The organism is Methylobacter luteus IMV-B-3098 (assembly GCF_000427625.1).
Lineage (GTDB): Bacteria > Pseudomonadota > Gammaproteobacteria > Methylococcales > Methylomonadaceae > Methylobacter > Methylobacter luteus.
The window spans coordinates 2,390,862-2,407,727 of sequence record NZ_KE386569.1; the positions used below are offsets into that span (position 1 = coordinate 2,390,862).

Annotated in this window: 9 protein-coding genes and 1 pseudogene; 7 read left to right on the forward strand and 3 right to left on the reverse strand. The window is 55.6% G+C overall.

Annotated features, from left to right (window positions below; all coding sequences use genetic code 11):
* Nucleotides 1–114: 114 nt before the first annotated feature.
* From METLU_RS0112955 to METLU_RS0112975, 5 genes are all read left to right on the forward strand, one after another.
* A complete protein-coding gene (locus tag METLU_RS0112955) occupies nt 115–1,044 on the forward strand; it encodes an ABC transporter ATP-binding protein (protein WP_027158584.1) in 930 nt (309 codons plus the stop codon).
* A complete protein-coding gene (locus tag METLU_RS0112960; protein ID WP_027158585.1) occupies nt 1,041–1,805 on the forward strand; it encodes an ABC transporter permease in 765 nt (254 codons plus the stop codon). Before METLU_RS0112955 ends, METLU_RS0112960 begins: the two co-directional genes overlap by 4 nt.
* A 365-nt stretch (nt 1,806–2,170) precedes the next feature.
* Complete coding sequence (locus METLU_RS26770) at nt 2,171–3,910, forward strand: DUF7948 domain-containing protein (RefSeq protein ID WP_155920551.1); 1,740 nt, start codon at nt 2,171–2,173, stop codon at nt 3,908–3,910.
* Nucleotides 3,911–3,916: 6 nt separating this feature from the next.
* The gene (locus METLU_RS0112970) at nt 3,917–4,279 is read left to right on the forward strand and encodes a hypothetical protein (RefSeq protein ID WP_027158586.1); all 363 of its coding nucleotides are present in this window, start codon (nt 3,917–3,919) and stop codon (nt 4,277–4,279) included.
* Between the two features lie 172 nt (nt 4,280–4,451).
* Complete coding sequence (locus tag METLU_RS0112975; RefSeq protein ID WP_027158587.1) at nt 4,452–6,653, forward strand: DUF7948 domain-containing protein; 2,202 nt, start codon at nt 4,452–4,454, stop codon at nt 6,651–6,653.
* 532 nt (nt 6,654–7,185) lie between these two features.
* On the opposite strand, the gene METLU_RS0112985 is transcribed toward METLU_RS0112975, so the two are convergent.
* The gene (locus METLU_RS0112985) at nt 7,186–8,538 is read right to left on the reverse strand and encodes an IS1182 family transposase (RefSeq protein WP_027158166.1); all 1,353 of its coding nucleotides are present in this window, start codon (nt 8,536–8,538) and stop codon (nt 7,186–7,188) included.
* Nucleotides 8,539–8,640: 102 nt separating this feature from the next.
* On the opposite strand from METLU_RS0112985, the gene METLU_RS0112990 reads away from it, so the two are divergent.
* The gene (locus METLU_RS0112990; protein WP_027158589.1) at nt 8,641–10,839 is read left to right on the forward strand and encodes a DUF7948 domain-containing protein; all 2,199 of its coding nucleotides are present in this window, start codon (nt 8,641–8,643) and stop codon (nt 10,837–10,839) included.
* A 194-nt stretch (nt 10,840–11,033) separates the two neighbouring features.
* Here the strand turns inward: METLU_RS0112990 and METLU_RS0112995 are convergent, their stop codons facing one another.
* Nucleotides 11,034–11,393: a YceK/YidQ family lipoprotein gene (locus METLU_RS0112995; RefSeq protein ID WP_027158590.1), complete on the reverse strand. Its 360-nt coding sequence runs from the start codon at nt 11,391–11,393 to the stop codon at nt 11,034–11,036.
* A 563-nt stretch (nt 11,394–11,956) separates the two neighbouring features.
* Nucleotides 11,957–13,521: pseudogene (locus METLU_RS0113000) on the reverse strand (IS3 family transposase).
* Between the two features lie 768 nt (nt 13,522–14,289).
* Here METLU_RS0113000 and METLU_RS0113010 point away from each other — a divergent pair.
* Nucleotides 14,290–15,939 carry an ISL3 family transposase gene (locus tag METLU_RS0113010; protein ID WP_027158592.1) on the forward strand — a complete coding sequence of 550 codons (1,650 nt, stop codon included), beginning with the start codon at nt 14,290–14,292 and terminating at the stop codon, nt 15,937–15,939.
* The last annotated feature ends 927 nt before the right edge of the window (nt 15,940–16,866 follow it).

A 16,866-nucleotide genomic window follows, 5' to 3' on the forward strand; every position in this document is an offset into this window, starting at 1 on the left:
TTTTAAAGATCTGATAGAATTACAAATTTTTTAGCTATCCATCTCATACTTTTTTAATGAATGCGGCGCTTAATTTAACTTATTTGAAGGCTTCCGTTAAGTGTTAGTTTCAGCATGAAGGCATTATCAATTCGCAATCTTAGGAAAATCTATAATAATGGGTTTGTAGCCTTAAAGGGCATTGATCTTGATGTCGAAGCCGGCGATTTCTTTGCTTTACTGGGGCCTAACGGCGCCGGCAAATCGACGACGATCGGCATTATCAGTTCCCTGATCAATGCCACCAGCGGTTCGGTCAGTATCTTTGGCCATGACCTGCAGCACGACAGGGCCCGGGCGAAAAGCTGCATCGGCCTGGTTCCTCAGGAAGTCAATTTCAACCAGTTCGAAACGGTCAAGAGCATCCTGCTCAATCAGGCCGGTTATTACGGCACGCCGCGTAAGATCGCCCTGCAGCGCACCGAGCAATGCCTCAAGCAGATGGATTTGTGGGATAAGCGCGACACGGTATCGAGGCGTTTGTCGGGCGGCATGAAGCGTCGGGTCATGATTGCCCGTGCGCTGGTTCATGCGCCCAAACTGCTGATTCTGGACGAGCCGACCGCCGGCGTCGATATCGAAATCCGCCGCTCGATGTGGAAGCTGATGCAGGAAGTCAACCGGCAGGGCACGACCATTATCCTGACCACGCATTACCTTGAAGAAGCCGAAAGTCTGTGCCGCAATATCGCTATCATTAATCACGGGCAGATCGTCGAGAATTCCGACATGGCCAGTTTACTGGCCCGGCTTAACGTCGACTATTTCGTGCTGGATCTGGCCGAGCCGGTGCAGACGATACCGGTCCTCGAGGGCTATCAGATAGAGCGCGTCTCGGACAAGGTGCTGAACGTGGCCGTGCCTAAAGAGAGCGGGCTGAATAAATTATTCAAGCTGTTGACGGAAAGAAATATCAAAGTGGTCAGCCTGAAAAACAAGACCAACCGGCTCGAACAATTGTTTATGGATTTGATAGATAAAGAACCCGACGAGTCACTGCGATGAATCACGCCATAGCTCTTAGAACTATTGTTACCAAGGAAGTCCAGCGCTTTATCCGTATCTGGCCGCAAACCCTGCTGCCGCCGGCCATTACCACCGCGCTTTATTTCCTGATTTTCGGCAAGCTGATCGGCGACCGGATCGGCACGGTCCATGGCGCCAGTTATATGGACTATATCGTGCCGGGCATTATCCTGATGTCCGTGATCAGCCATTCCTATGCCAATGTCGTGTCCTCGTTCTACTCGACCAAATTTCAGCGCAATATTGAAGAGCTGCTGGTTTCGCCGGTATCGAACTGGGTCATCCTGGCCGGTTATGTCAGCGGCGGCATTATCCGCGGCTTGTTGGTGGGATTCGTCGTGGCGTTGATATCGCTCGTTTTTGCCGATATCGCCGTTAATAATGCCATGATTACCTTATCGATAGCCGTGCTGACGGCCACGGTATTCTCGCTGGCCGGTTTTATCAATGCCGTGTTCGCGGACAGCTTCGACGATATTTCCATTATCCCGAACTTCGTCCTGACGCCGTTAAGCTATCTGGGCGGCGTATTCTATTCGGTCGACATGCTGCCAGACATCTGGCAGACGATTTCTCTGGGCAATCCGATTCTGTATATGATCAATGCGTTTCGCTACGGTCTGATCGGCGTGACGGATGTGGATATTGGGATTGCCTTCATCATGACCGGCGGCTTTAGCATTCTTCTTATCCTGTTCAGCCTGTTTTTGCTGCATAGGGGCGTAGGAATTAAGAATTAGCGGGGGCTGAGCACGCGTAGGCCGGATTGAAGCTTTAGCGGAAAACCACCATTGCTGTAAGCCTCCTATTACGCGCTCCAACGTATTGATTTTTTGGAGTTATATACCTACCATCCTATCCTCGGGTTAAGGGCTGATTTTTTCAGTCCAGGGGGATGTCCTTGAAAACAACCTATGCGCAATCAAAACGGTCCGCACCTGCCTGTTTGCCACATCACTGGCGCTTAACCCTGTTGTTCGTCCCATTGCGCCTCCCCTTTAAGCCCAAGTCTTCCGTTTGTTTAAATTCACCCTAGCATCAGGAGGTACTCGTGGAACAGACTCAACTCGCCTCATTGAACGTCCATGGTTTGCGTCCAGGCGGCATGGCCGCAGTCCTGATCTGTCTGGCTGTGATGTCCAACCTTGCATCAGCCGCTTCATCGGCGGCTCCGGACTTAAAGGAGGTGCAATCGAATTACGGCAAGCTGCCGCTCAGCTTTGAGGCCAACCAGGGCCAGACGGATGCCCGGGTCGAGTTCCTGGCTCGGGGCCTGGGTTATACCCTGTTTCTGGCACCCACCGAGTCAGTGCTGCACCTGAAAACCCCTGAGAACAACGAGGCCGTGTTGCGGATGCAGATGGTCGGGGCTAACCCCAGCCCTCGTATTCTGGGCCAGGAAGCGCTGCCCGGACGGGTCAATTATATGATCGGCCAGAACCCCGCCGAATGGCTGACGAACATACCCACCTATGGCGAGGTCGCGTATGAAGGCGTCTATCCGGGCGTGGACCTGGTGTACTACGGCAATCAAAAGCAGCTGGAGTATGACTTCGTGCTGGCGCCGGGGGCCGATCCTCGCCAGATCAAGCTGACTTTCCGGGGTGCTAATAAAATCGAGGTCAGTCCAGCGGGAGAACTGGTTCTGCGGATGGCGAACGGCATCATCCGCGTGTACAAGCGGGTCCTCATCTATCAGGAGATCGACGGCGCCCGCAAGCCCATCGGCGGCGGCTATGTGCTCAAGGCTGGCCAGACGATCGGCTTTCAGGTGGCCGCCTATGACGCCACCCTTCCGCTCATCATCCATCCGGCGCTGGTCTATTCCGCCGGCCAATCTCGCTGGGGCAATATCGCCTTGGATCCGCGGGGACCGGCCTATCTGACAGGAGAGAGCAAATCGCCCGATTTCCCGGACGCGGGCGCCCCGCAACCTATCCCTCGTGGCGGTATCTATGGCGGCGAAGTCTTTATCGCGAAACTCAATCGGCAGGGATCCGCACTTGTTTATTCAACCTATCTGGGCGGCAGCGAAGGCGAATTTGGTTCTAGTATCGCCGTGGATCCGCGAGGACAGGCCGTTGTGACAGGGGTTACCGATTCGCCCGACTTTCCGACCAAGAACGCCGTGCAGCCTGTCTTTGGCGGGGGTATTGATGTCTTTGCCAGCAGTAGTGATGCCTTTGTCACCCAGCTTTCAGCGGATGGCTCGGCGCTGAACTATTCTACGTACCTGGGAGGAAAATGGACGGACGAGGGTCGAAGTATCGCCGTGGACCAACTGGGTCGAGCTTATGTGACAGGGGCTACCGATTCACCAAACTTTCCAACTCGCAATGCCTTGCAGCCCGCTGTGCGCAGTTATCGTACTTCTGATGCCTTTGTTGCCCAGTTTACGGCCAATGGGGCGCTGCGCTATTCCACCTACCTGGGCGGCAGCGGAACTGACTGGGGCACCGATATCGCCGTGGATCCGCGAGGACAGGCTTATGTGGCAGGGGGTACCGAATCAGCAGGCGACTTCCCGATCAAGAATGCCGTGCAGCCTACCTTCGGCGGCAAAGAATTTGATGCCTTTGTGGCCAAGCTTTCGGCCGATGGCAGAACGTTACGCTATTCGACTTATCTCGGCGGCAACGAGGATGATTTTGGTACAGGTATTGCTGCGGATCCGCGCGGTCAAGCTACTGTGACGGGGTATACATACTCAACTGATTTTCCAACCAAGAACACCGTGCAGCCTGTTTGCGACGGCCCTGGAGGCGATGTGGGAGAGACCTTTGTCGCCCAGCTTTCAGCCGACGGCTCGGCGCTGAACTATTCTACGTGCTTAAGAGAAGAATGAGCTGTTGTGGCGGGATACACTGGCTCGTCCGACTTCCCGACCAGTAACGCCTTGCAGCCTACATTGGCTGGCGGCGCTGACGACTTCGTCGCTCAATTCGCAGCCGATGGTATGACTCTGCGCTATTCCACCTATGGGGACGGCAGAGCAGCTTTCCGAAAGAATGAGCAAGGCCCTGCTCAGGGTTTGAACGGCGCCCGCAAAGGGCGGCCGCCGGCCGCTCTTTATAAAGACGCTATGCAGGCTGATGATATGGACTCCTCTTCACTCAGGGTTGAAGCTTTGCGGAAACCCAGTCCACGATGCGCCGAAGTGCTGCGAGTAAGCCTTCTATTACCCATCCTGACGAATGGATATTACGTTGTCTAACGTATTGATTGTTCGGTATCCACACTTACCATGAAATATCCAGGTCAAGGGCTGATTTTTTCAGTCAGGGAATAGCATTGAGAGCGACGTACGCGCAATAACAGTGGCCTGAAACTTCAATCCCGCAACACGACTTCCATTTGTTTGATTTATTTAACATCAGGAGATACTCGTGGAACCGACTCAATTCATCGCATCGAACACGCATAATTTACGGCCAAGCCGCATGGTCTGTGGCGCAGCCTGCCTGGCTTTCATATCCGGCCTCGCATCGGCCGCGCCACAGGCGGCGCTGAACGTAAAGGCTCGGGCTCAAGCCAGCTACGGCAAGCTGCCGCTCAGTTTTGAAGCTAACCGGGGCCAGACCGATGCCCAGGTCAAATTCCTGGCTCGGGGCCAGGGTTATGCTCTGTTTCTGACACCCAACGAGGCAGTGCTGAGCTTAAAGAAGCCCAAAGTTAAGATCAATACATCTGCTCTTACAAAATTAGCATCTTCCTCCGAAATTTCCAGTTCCATACTACAGCTGCATCTCGTCGAAGCAAACTCAGCTCCAAAAGTCGTGGGCAAGGAAGCACTGCCTGGGCGCGTTAACTATCTGATCGGCAAGGACCCGAGCCGATGGCGCACGCAGGTGCCAACTTATGGCAAGGTCGCCTATGAAGACGTCTACCCAGGCGTGGACCTGGTGTATTACGGTAATCAAAGACAATTGGAATATGACTTCGTGCTGGCGCCGGGTGCCGATCCGCATAACATCAAGCTGGCTTTCAAGGGTTCCAGGCATATCGAGGTCAGCCCGGCGGGAGAACTGGTTCTGCGCATGGCGAACGGCGACATCCGCATGCACAAGCCGGTCATTTACCAGGAGATCGACGGCGCCCGCAAACCCATCGACGGCGGCTATGTGCTCAAGGAAGGTCAGACGGTGGGCTTTCAGGTGGCCGCCTATGATACCGCCCATCCTCTCGTCATCGATCCGGTGCTGGTCTATTCAACTTACCTGGGCGGGACCTATGAAGATATCTTCACACCATCCATCGCCGTTGATTTGCAGGGGCGAATCTATGTGGCGGGGAGGACCAGCTCAACCGACTTCCCGACCTTAAACTCCGTCCAGCCCACCTTGAGCAGTCGTTCTGGCGGCAGCTATCCTGTTGATGCCTTTGTCGCCCAGTTGACAGCTGACGGCGCAGCGCTGCGTTATGCAACCTTCCTGGGGGGCAGTGAATTTGATATCAGCCAAGGCATTGTCGTGGATCCGCGAGGCCAAGCTACTGTGACAGGGATCACCTTATCGCCTGATTTCCCCACCCATAACGCCTTGCAGCCTGCCTTCGGCGGCGGAAAATTTGATGCCTTTGTCACTCAGCTCACGGCTGACGGTGCGGCACTGCGCTATTCCACCTATCTGGGCGGTAGCGAAGAGGAAAGGGTTGGCGGTATCGCCGTGGATCGGCGGGGCCAGGTTGTTTTGGCAGGGTCCACCCGCTCGACCAACTTTCCGATTAAAAATGCCTTACAACCCGCTTTCGGCGGTGGCTACATTGATGGCTTTGTCACCCAACTTACAGCCGATGGGGCGCTGAGTTATTCCACCTACCTGGGCGGCAGTGATATTGATGAGGGCTCGGGTATCGCTGTGGATCCGCAGGGTCGGGCTTATGTAACGGGATGGACCTCATCATCCAATTTTCCGACTAAAAACGCCCTGCAACCTACATTGCACCCTGGTCCGCCAGGGGCGTTGGGAGACGATGCCTTTGTGGCCCAACTCACAGCCAATGGCAGGGCGTTACGCTATTCGACCTACCTGGGCGGCAGTGGTACTGATGATGGCTCGAGTATCGCAGTGGATCGGCGGGGCCAGGCCTATGTAGCGGGCGAAACCAACTCGACCGACTTCCCGATCTATAACGCCCTGCAGCCCACTCGGAGTGGTGATAGAGATGCCTTTGTCACTCAGCTCACGGCTGATGGTTCAGCGCTACGCTATTCCACCTATCTAGGCGGCAGTGGTGATGAGGGCAGTTACAGTATTGCTGTGGATCGACGGGGTCAAGCAGCTGTGACGGGATATACCGTCTCGCCCAACTTCCCGACCCATAATGCCTTGCAACCTGCCTACGGTGGCAGTGGTGATGCCTTTGTTGCTCAGTTTGCGGCTGATGGCAGGGCGCTGCGTTATTCCACCTACCTGGGCGGCAATAATATTGATAGGGGCTCGGGTATCACCGTAGATCTGCAGGGGAGAGTTTATGTAGCAGGAGATACTGAATCACTCAACTTCCCGACCGTGAATGCCCTGCAACCTGCCTACGGTGGCAATGGTGATATCTTCGTGGCAAAAATCAGAAACGATAGTCAACCTTAAGCAAGGCCGGGAAAAAAGACTCAGAATACGGCAGTTAATAATCGTGGCCGGACGTGGCATGCCGCTCCGTTCGAACAGTCCGGCGTCGGTCAAGTGCGGCCATGCGGCCTGGACGGCGCGGAAACGTCAGGGCCGGGGTTGTAAACCCCGGGCCCGTCTGGGCGAAAAGCCACCGTTGCGGCAAGCCTCCTACTACGCGCTCCAACGTATTGATTTTGCAGACTTGCCCGCCTACCATACTACCCTCGGGTTAAAGGCTGATTTTTTCAGTCCAGGGGATGTCCTTGAAAACAACCTATGCGCAATCAACACGGCCTGCACCCGCCTGTTCGGCGCACCACTGGCGCTTAACCCTGTTGTTCGTCCCATTGCGCCTCCCCTTTAAGCCCAAGTCTTCCGTTTGTTTAAATTCACCCTAGGAGTCTGTCGGACAGGGTTCAGTATTATGATTCTTATTTGACCGATATGGATTATTGGCGGCATTGAGTCTTCGGTTCTGCCCAACCAAGAGCTATTTCGGGTTATTTTTCCGTTATCCGGCCGCCAGCACATGCATTCGCTTTAAATTGAAGGCCATAGTCACCAGTTTCCACTCACCAGCTACCGCATCAAGACCTCTCAGCGAGAATTGGCGGAAGCCCAGTACCTGTTTGATGATCCCAAATACCGGCTCGACCGTGCTTTTGCGTTTACCATAAAGCGTGCGGCCACTCTGGGTTTTGAGTTTCCAGGCCATTTTGACCAGCGGGTCATCGCTTTCAGGTTCCGGTGCATCCGGCGTCAGGCGTTCCGCCAATGGCAGATGATGGGCTTCCCGGCCCAGCGCGATGAGGGGTGTAATTTTTTGCTCCACACAGGCCTGGATGTTGTCTTTGCTGAAGTAGCCGTTGTCGGCCAGCAGCATTTCCGGCTTGCCGAGGCTGTCCGGCAAGGCGTTCAGCGCTTTCAGCATCGGCTCGACTTGCCGCTTGTCGTTGGTATGCTGGCTGAGCGTGGCGGCAACCACCAGCAGGCTGTCAACATCGACGGCCGCCTGGGCATTGTAGCCCTGCACGAAGCCGTCCTTGCTCGGCATGATCCGCGATGCTTCGTCGGTCAGGTTGATCTGGTCCTTAGCTTGGGGGCCGGTTTCGGGCGCCTTGGGCTCCTGGCCTCGGGGTTTTTTGCCCGCCTGGCGCTGGCGCTCCCGGTCAGCCAGTCTCTCCTGGTGGTCTTTTTGGGCTTGTTCGTCCCGTTCTTTAACCCGTTCGGCAATCTTGGCCTTGGCTTCCGCCAAGGCTTTCAAGCGATCTTCCCGACGCGCGACTTCCGCCGGCAAATCGATACCGTCGGCCAATTCTTCCTGATCAACGTCCGCTGCCTTTTTCAGCAGGGCCTGCACTTCCTCACGCAATTGCGCTTCCAGCTTTTCGATGTGGCCATGGGACAAGGCCTTGTGCTTCGAGGCATTGGCCTTGATTTTGGTACCATCCAGCGAAATCTGTCCCAGCTTGACGAGTTTCATCGTCTGCGCCAGTGTCAGCACTTGTACGAACAAGTCCTCCAACTCCACCAGAAAGGTCTTGCGGAAATGAGCCAGGGTGTCATGATCGGGATGATGATTGGCAGCAATGAACCGAAACGCCACTGAATCGTAGGTTGCCCGCTCGATCTTGCGACTGGAGAACGTGCCGGTCGCATAACCATAGATCAGCAGGGCCAACAGCAGTGCCGGATGATAAGCCGCTGAACCCCGTCCAGAATAATGGCCTGTCAGTTTTGATAGATCGAGCTGATCGATCACTTCGACGATAAAGCGTGCCAGGTGGTCTTCCGGCAACCATTCGTCCACGGACGGCGGAAGCAAATACTGTTGGTTACGATCAAACTGAATAAAGCGACTCATCAGAAATCATGGCGGTAAAATGATTGAACTCATCACTATTTTACAACTGATGAGATTTAAATGCTGATAAGTCCGACAGACTCCTAGCATCAGGAGGTACTCGTGGAACAAACTCAATTCGCCTCATCGAACGTCCATGGTTTGCGTCCAGGCGGCATAGCCGCAGTCCTGATCTGTCTGGCTGTGATGTCCAACCTTGCGTCAGCCGCTTCATCGGCGGCTCCGGGCCTGAAGGCCCAGGTGCAATCGAATTACGACAAGCTGCCGCTCAGCTTTGAGGCCAACCAGGGCCAGGCGGATGCCCAGGTGAAATTTCTCTCGCGGGGCCGTGGCTACACATTGTTTCTGACCCCTTCTGAAGCCGTGCTTTCCTTGAAAAAACCTCAAGCCCGGGCTAAGGCTGCTTCTCTCGCAAAATCCCCGCCTTCGCCCGAGACGGGGGAAACCGTGCTGCGGATGCAGCTCATCGGGTCCAATTCCGCGCCCGAGGTACTGGGCAAGGAAGCGCTGCCCGGACGCGTCAATTATCTGATCGGCAAGGACCCCGCCAAATGGCACACAAACATACCCACCTATGGCAAGGTCGCCTACGAAGACGTCTATCCGGGCGTGGAGCTGGTGTACTACGGCAACCAGGGGCAATTGGAGTATGACTTCGTGGTGGCGCCGGGCGCCGACCCGCGCACCATCAAACTGGCTTTCCGGGGCGCTGATCGCATCCAGGTGAATCCGGCGGGAGAACTGGTCCTGCACACGGCGGGCGGCGATATCCGCCTGCGCAAGCCGGTTATCTATCAGGAGATCGACGGCGCCCGCAAACCCGTCGATGGCGGCTATGTGCTCAAGGATGATCACCGGGTGGGGTTCCAAGTCACAGCCTGGGATCGAGCCCAGCCGCTGGTGATCGACCCCGTGCTGAGCTACTCCACCTATCTGGGCGGCAATGCTGACGATAAGGGGAATGATATTGCCGTTAATCTCGCGAGGAACGCCTACGTGGTAGGGACAACCGCTTCAACTAATTTCCCCACTGCCAAACCATTGCAGGAGGCGAACGGTGGCCAGACGGATGCCTTCGTGGCCAAACTGAGCCGCGACGGCTCTGCCCTCATTTACGCGACCTATCTCGGCGGCAGCGGGAATGAGGAAGGTATGGGCATTGCTCTAAACCTTCGCGGCAATGCGTACATAACAGGAACTACCGATTCTACCGACTTTCCTACCGCGCATGCCTTGCAGCCCGACAATGGCGGTAACTTCGATGCCTTTGTGGCCGAACTGAGCCGCGACGGCTCTGCGCTCATTTACTCTACCTATCTCGGCGGCAGCGGCAATGAGATAGACGCTTTCCGGAGTCATTCCAATATTGGGGTTGATTTCAGAGGGAACGCCTACGTGGTGGGGACGACTTACTCAGCTGACTTTCCAATCAAGGCAGGCGCTTTCCAACGCAATCTCAAAGGCCCCAATGACGCCTTCGTGGCCAAACTGAGCCGCGACGGCTCGGCGCTCATTTACTCTACCTATCTCGGCGGCAGTGGATATGAGATCGGGCTTGCCATCGACGTCACGCCCAGGGGTGATGCTTACGTGGCTGGATCGATGTTCTTTTCGTCCGACTTCCCGACAACGCCGGGGGCCTTTCAGACGACCTGTGGATCGGACGTCATTGTGACGAAGCTGAATCGCAACGGCTCGGGCCTTGTTTATTCTACCTGTATTGGGGGTAGTGACTTTGACTTTGCCGGCGGCATCGATGTGGATGCCCGTGGTCATGCCTACGTGGCGGGCAATACTGTGTCTTCCGACTTCCCTACCGCGCGCGCCTTGCAATCCGCTTACGGTGGCAACAGAGATGCCTTCGTGCTGAAATTGACGCCCGGCGGCTCTAATCTCATCTATTCTACCTATCTGGGCGGCAGTAAAGCAGACCTTGCTTTTGACATTGCCGTGGATGTCAGGGGCAATGCCTATATCACGGGCGGCTCGGAATCGTCCGATCTCACGACAGTTAATCCGCTACAGGCCACGTGTCACGCCAATGCTTTTGGCGATTGCGGGGATGCTATCGTGGCCACGCTGAACCCAACAGGCTCTTCCCTCACTTTCTCTACCTTCCTGGGAGGCAGCGGTTCCGATGGTGGCGAAGGTATCGCTGTCGATATTTTGGGAAACAGCTACATCACGGGGGTTACATTTGATACAAATGACTTCCCTACCGAGAAGCCTCTCCAGCCTCTGCTGGGCGGCGGCCGTACTGATGCCTTCGTGGCAAAAATCGGAAGAGATAACCGGCCGTGAGCATGGAAAAAATGTAAGCCTGGGTACGCAGTGCGTACGCCCATAGCCGGCTGGGGCATGTTGCCCCGTCCGAAACGTTCTGGCATGGGTTAAGCGCGGCCGCTTGGCTCAGACAACGCAGAAACATCAGGACCGGGGTTTCAAACCCCGGCCCGCTTGAGTTTAGACAGCCTGAAAGGTACGCAGTGCGTACCCTACTCGGCATCCTGGCCGTTAGCCTCCTGATCCGGAGGGCTTTCCGATGATCCGCGGGCCTTTTCGAAGTCCTCGGGATTGTATATGCGATACACATCATAGGGCGCGATAACGGTATCGAAGACGGTCGAGATAGGCAGGTCGACAATCAGGATGGTTGTTATCAGCCCTTTGACCCATCCCGGTTCCGTACGCTCGCCTTTGAATATCTCCCCCATCTCTTTCACGTCTTTCCTAGAGCCGGGATAGACGGTCCATTCCTTGTTGGGGATTTCATTCCGCGCGCGTATGCTCGAGCAACCGCACATGGCAGTGCTCAGCAGAACAACCACAGCCCATCTTCCAGCATCGGATTTCATCGCTTTTACCTTCCAGCCAATAGAAGTGACACCCTTGTGGATAAGCCGAACGGCGAGGGCAACTGAAATCTCCATCCCGGAGAAACAACCCGAGGCACGGTGAGCGGCTGTCCTGAACCAGGGCGATTTGCCGGCGGTACGTCTAACCGGTTGTCTGTTTTCATGAGACCGGCCGGCACCGCTGTCAGTTCGATACAATCCGTTAAAAATTGAGCGATAGCGCCGTAAACATGAAATATCGGGCCAGATGTTCAATCCGGTCAAGGCTGGGCCGGTTGAGCCGGAATTTTAGCGTAACCCCGGCATCGGCAACTTCGAAATGCCGGGTTTATCCACTCTGCCCATAGCGCACTTTGATTTTGTTTTGATTCATAGCATCTGATGTTACACAGACAATTTGCCCATACGTCAAGCGCCTGTAGGGTCGAATTAACTTGTGCCCCATGGGTATTCGACCCGAGACGCTTGCCAAGCTTTCTAAAACGTTATGGCTCTTGTTGAGTGCGAATATCCAAAGGGCATAAACGGTAATTGTCAAAATAACTGTCGCCTCAACAGTTAAATCAGGCCGCTTTTTTCAGCGCCTGCCGAATTATATTTTTGTCCTTCTGGTCAGGGTTCAAATAGACCTCAAGTACAGGCTCCCAATTTCGTGTTTTGTTCCGCCAGCGTTCCGGACGGCGCTTTTTGGCGGCTTGATAGGCCGCCTTTCGCTGTTTCAAAATCGCGAAGTCTTGTCCGCTATGCCGCTGATCTGGCGTGACAAACTGAATGGCGCTGTGCCGATGTTCATGGTTATACCAGTCCACAAAGCCCGACACCCAGCGTCGGGCTTGATTCAAATCCGTAAAGGGGTGGACCGGATAGTCCGGCCGATATTTGAGGGTCTTGAACAAGGCTTCCGAATACGGATTATCATTGCTCACCGCCGGTCGCGAGAACGACGGCAGGATGCCCAAGGCCTGCAGGGTCGCCAGCATCGTGGCACCCTTCATGGGGCCGCCGTTGTCAGAATGCAAAGTCACCTGCTGACGGGGGATGCCTTCCCGCTGCACGATATCCCGCACAATGTCCGCCGCCCATTCGCTGCTTTCGCGTTCGTACACCTGCCAACCGACAATCTTGCGGCTGTAAACATCCATAAACAGATAAAGATACAGGAATACCCCTTTGACGGCCGTGGGCAGATAGGTAATATCCCAGCTGTACAGCTGATTGGGCGCCGTGGCCTTCAGGGCTTTCGGCTTGCGGCAGTCGGTGGCCGCCCGACTGGCCTGGCGATGCTGAAGTTGCTTCGCCTCGCGCAAGATCCGGTAGAAGGTCGATTCCGAAGCCAGATACTGACCCCGCTCGGCCAGAATCGGCACGATCTGGCTGGGCGCCAGCGCGGCAAATTCGGCCGAATTGGCTACCGACAACACGGACTGACGCTCCTGCTCACTGAGTTTGTTCGCGGGAATCAGCTGGCGGCCGCGACGACCGTCTTCCGCGACTTCACCCGATTGCTGCCAGCGCTGCAATGTGCGCAAGGTGATCCCCAATAAGTCGCAGGCTCGATGCCGACGGGCTCCGGCGGCGTGGGCTTCGTCTAGCCAAGACACAATTTGTTGGCGCTCTGACAGGGAAATCATGCGTCCTTTTCCTCCCAGAGCGCCTGATACTTTTTTTGCAGAACCAGTAAGGCCGCCGCTTCCGCCAAGGCTTTTTCCTTGCGCTTCAGCTCCCGCTGTAACGCTTGATGGCTCACTTGCAGTTCTCGCCAGTCAGCGCGACTGACGGCAGTCTCCGACGTGCCGGTTTCAAAGGCTTTACGCCAGGCGTGTAAATGATGCGGAAAAATCCCTTGTTCCCGGCACCAGGCATGCAATGTTTCCCCTGCCTTGCCCTGACTATCCAGGATCAGTTGAAAACGTTCGCTCTGATTCCAGTCTTGAGGTCGTTTTGTCATCAGGTCGGCTTGGCCCTCAACCACGTTTTTCGGTAATTTCATCCAGTTCTTCAACGTCCAGCTGTTTATGTTCAAGTCATCGGCAATCGCTTGAACGGTACGATCGCCCCGGTTATAAACTTTCTCCAACGCCTGTTGGCGAAAAGCTTTCGTATAATAAGTCTTCTTTTTCAATTTCATTACCTCTAATAGTCAATCAATGAAAATTAGAGGCGACAGTTATCCTGACACAGGGGGTAAGGTCGGTTCTACCTCTTCTCTTGCAATTAAAGACCCGTCGGACGTGGGCGCACTTTCGTGCCGGGTAACGTTTAAACCCGTATCCGTGCCATTAAAGCACGGCTTTCGCTTCTTCCGACATCCCAAACCCGCACCGCCCTAGGTGCACCTCACGGCACGCTGTCCCGGTCAAGGCCGGGAGCGATACGGGGTTTCCACGTTTCCCTTGGGAAGTACGCCGGGTTAGGTGCCTGCTGTCGACCGGGAAGCGTATGGGTCACGAGAACGCAGCAACTAAACGTTCTACCCGCCTCCAGTACCTTTTGGTCAAGCGTATAAACCACTTCCGCTTGTCATTAATGACGGTCTTTATCACAGGTTCAGATATCTTCACCATACCAGCTATCTGGTACTCACCTGGTTTGTGGTTACCAGGAGGGTGCGCCTCTCGCGATTTGCACCCCGCATGACTCTCGCCATGCTTCGTTACGTTGTCAGGGCAGCTCTTTATTCATGCCCCTAGATTCACCCGGTGACACGGGTGGTTTCCGACAGCCTTGTGGAAACAACTTCTCCAAGCGACCTCGTGTCGCAAAGTTGCAGATAATTTGAGCCCGAGAGAATCGATTGCAAGCCCGTGCGGATAAATGCAAGCTCAGTCGCATTTATTTTGGGGTCTTGCTCACTTTTGGTGATGATTTCTCAACCGGCTATCCCCATATCAAGGAGATGCATTTCCTTGTTCAACAACTCCTCGCGTTACCCGATCTTCGCTTTGATGCCTGGCGGGTTGAAACTACGCAAACTCAGTTTGTACTGCAGTTAACCTCCCTACAGCCAACCCCTTCTTGCCCGGGCTGCCATCAGCCGGCGGCACGCCTCCACAGCCGCTATCAGCGCACACTGACGGATCTGCCGTGGAGTGGTTATGGCCTTCAGATTCAGCTCAGCGTGCGTAAGCTCTTCTGTGACAACGCTGCTTGCTCACGACGAATTTTCACCGAACGTCTGCCCGACCTGGCCGAACCGTGGGCACGACGCACGAATCGCTTGGCCGAACGTCTGACCTCTATCGGCCTGGCTTTGGGCGGGGCACCCGGGGCTCGGCTGAGCGACCGCCTCGGCATCAGGGTGTCTCGTCATACCCTGTTACGGCTGATACGCCGTCAACCTTTGCCGGACGGACCAGCGCCAGCTATTCTGGGGGTTGACGACTGGGCCCATCGCAAACGCCAAAGCTACGGCACGATCCTCGTCGATCTGGAGCAAAGCCGGCCGGTCGCACTGCTCGCCGACCGCCAAGCCGATACCCTGGCCGGCTGGCTGTGCGCACATCCCGGCGTCAAGATGGTGGCCCGGGATCGGTCCATCGCCTATGCGGAGGGGATTCGCGCGGGTGCGCCGCAGGCGATCCAGATGACCGATCGCTTTCATTTGCTGCAGAACCTAAGCGAAGCACTCGATCAGGTCTTCAGCGCCCATGGTTCCGCACTCACTGAGGTCAAGAAGCAGCTTAAGTCGGAACCGAGTATCCCTGCCGGCACCGTCACGGTGCCACCAACCCGACCGCCGCCTCTGGCGAGGCAACGGGCCGAACAGCGCCGGGCGCGGCGCCTCGCCCATTACACCCGAGTCTGGGAACTGCACCGCCACGGCTGGTCTGATCGCGTCATTGCCCGACAGTTGGGCATCGGCCGCATGACCGTGACCCGCTACCTTCAGGCCCCGGTCTTTCCGGAACGCAAGGAGCGCAGCGATCGGGGCAGAAGCCTCTTGGATCCCTACAAAGCCTACCTGGTCGAGCGTTGGAATGCGGGGCAGCGTGAAACCTTGGCGCTGTTCCGCGCGCTTCAAAGCCAAGGCTATGGCGGTAGCTATGCTACAGTAGCGCGCTACACCCGCCGGTTGCGAGAGGCCCAGGGACTCAAGCCTCGACAGCGGCCTCCGGGGCAACTGCCCAAAGTTAATCAAACTCGGCTGCGGGCGCTCACTACCCGACGTGTCACGCGGCTGGTATTGCAACGACCCGAACAACGCACCGAGGAGGACGAACGCTTGATCCTGCAGCTTAAAGCGCAACATGCGGAATTAGCAGCCGCCATTGAACTCGCCCGCGAGTTTGCCGCGATGGTCCGTCAACGGCAGCCCGACCGCTTTGATCACTGGCTGGTGCGCGCTGCCCAGAGTATCTGCCCCGCCTTGCAGCGCTTTGCCAAAGGGCTGCGCGACGACTATGACGCCGTGAAAACCAGCCTGATCTTGCCCTGGAGCAACGGTCCGGTCGAAGGCCACATCAACCGGCTCAAAACGCTGAAGCGGTCGATGTACGGGCGTGCGGGTCTGGATCTATTAACCCGGCGGTTTTTATTAGCCGCCTGATGCCTTTGCGGCCGGTTGTTGCTACGCCCGCACCTGACACGCCAGGCCTGTCCTAAGGATCTCAGTCTTCCAGTCGTTCGTTCAAAATCCAGTACCGCAGTCAATCGCTACGACACGCTGACTGCTGAGCCAGAATAACTTTTGAGTTTTGCATCACCAAAAGTGAGCAAGACCCTTAATTCGGGTCGAAGGGGTTGGCTATTGGCAGTTAATCCGGGCCGAAAAAATGGCTGTTTGCAGGTCCTGCGATTTATATTTGCAGGCCGTTACAGCTATCGATTAAAAGCCGCATCGGGCGGTGATGAAAGCAAAGTTAACAAGGTTCTGAACCCATTATGGCCTTGTTGCGGGCTTGGTGCACCGCGCTGCTCTTCTGAAAGCATCCGTTTTGAGGGCCATTCGCCGAACTAATGAAAAAGTTTTTTAGTGCTTCGCTGAAATTTTTTATTATTTATAATGGCTAGTGATGATTACCCCTATTATCGGCAGCAAGCACGGTTTTCCAACAGCGGGAATGTGGGCTGGCCGTTTATGCAGAAGTCATACAGTCTAAACACCAGGAATAACGCCGGTCTGCAGGCGAGGAATAAAGCCTAGACATCAGCCCAAGATGAGCCTATTCCCGGCCCTGTTGGCAGGGGCAAAAACTGGACACGCAACCCTGAGTGGCCTGCCTGGTCCACTACCAGCCAGCCATTCCGGTCGAAAATCGCCCCGAGTACCGATACTAACCCGGCCATCGATGCCAATCCCATGACGCCAGTGGTGAATGTCGGCTTTTGAGAGTGGCGAACAGGTGCTATCGACCCTATATAGTCCTTCCGTCCTGTTTTAGGTGATACTCAGCACAGCTGGCAGGTAGCTGCCAGTAAAGCAGGACATGCACCTGCGGGCTACGAATAATTCGACCCCAACATTTAGATGTTC

Excerpts from the sequence above, each read along its gene's own strand:
- METLU_RS0112960 (WP_027158585.1), top strand. The coding sequence starts at position 1,041 with ATGAATCACGCCATAGCTCTTAGAACTATTGTTACCAAGGAAGTCCAG.
- METLU_RS0112995 (WP_027158590.1), bottom strand. The coding sequence starts at position 11,393 with ATGAAATCCGATGCTGGAAGATGGGCTGTGGTTGTTCTGCTGAGCACT.
- METLU_RS0113010 (WP_027158592.1), top strand. The coding sequence starts at position 14,290 with ATGCATTTCCTTGTTCAACAACTCCTCGCGTTACCCGATCTTCGCTTT.
- METLU_RS26770 (WP_155920551.1), top strand. The coding sequence starts at position 2,171 with ATGGCCGCAGTCCTGATCTGTCTGGCTGTGATGTCCAACCTTGCATCA.
- METLU_RS0112955 (WP_027158584.1), top strand. The coding sequence starts at position 115 with ATGAAGGCATTATCAATTCGCAATCTTAGGAAAATCTATAATAATGGG.
- METLU_RS0112985 (WP_027158166.1), bottom strand. The coding sequence starts at position 8,538 with ATGAGTCGCTTTATTCAGTTTGATCGTAACCAACAGTATTTGCTTCCG.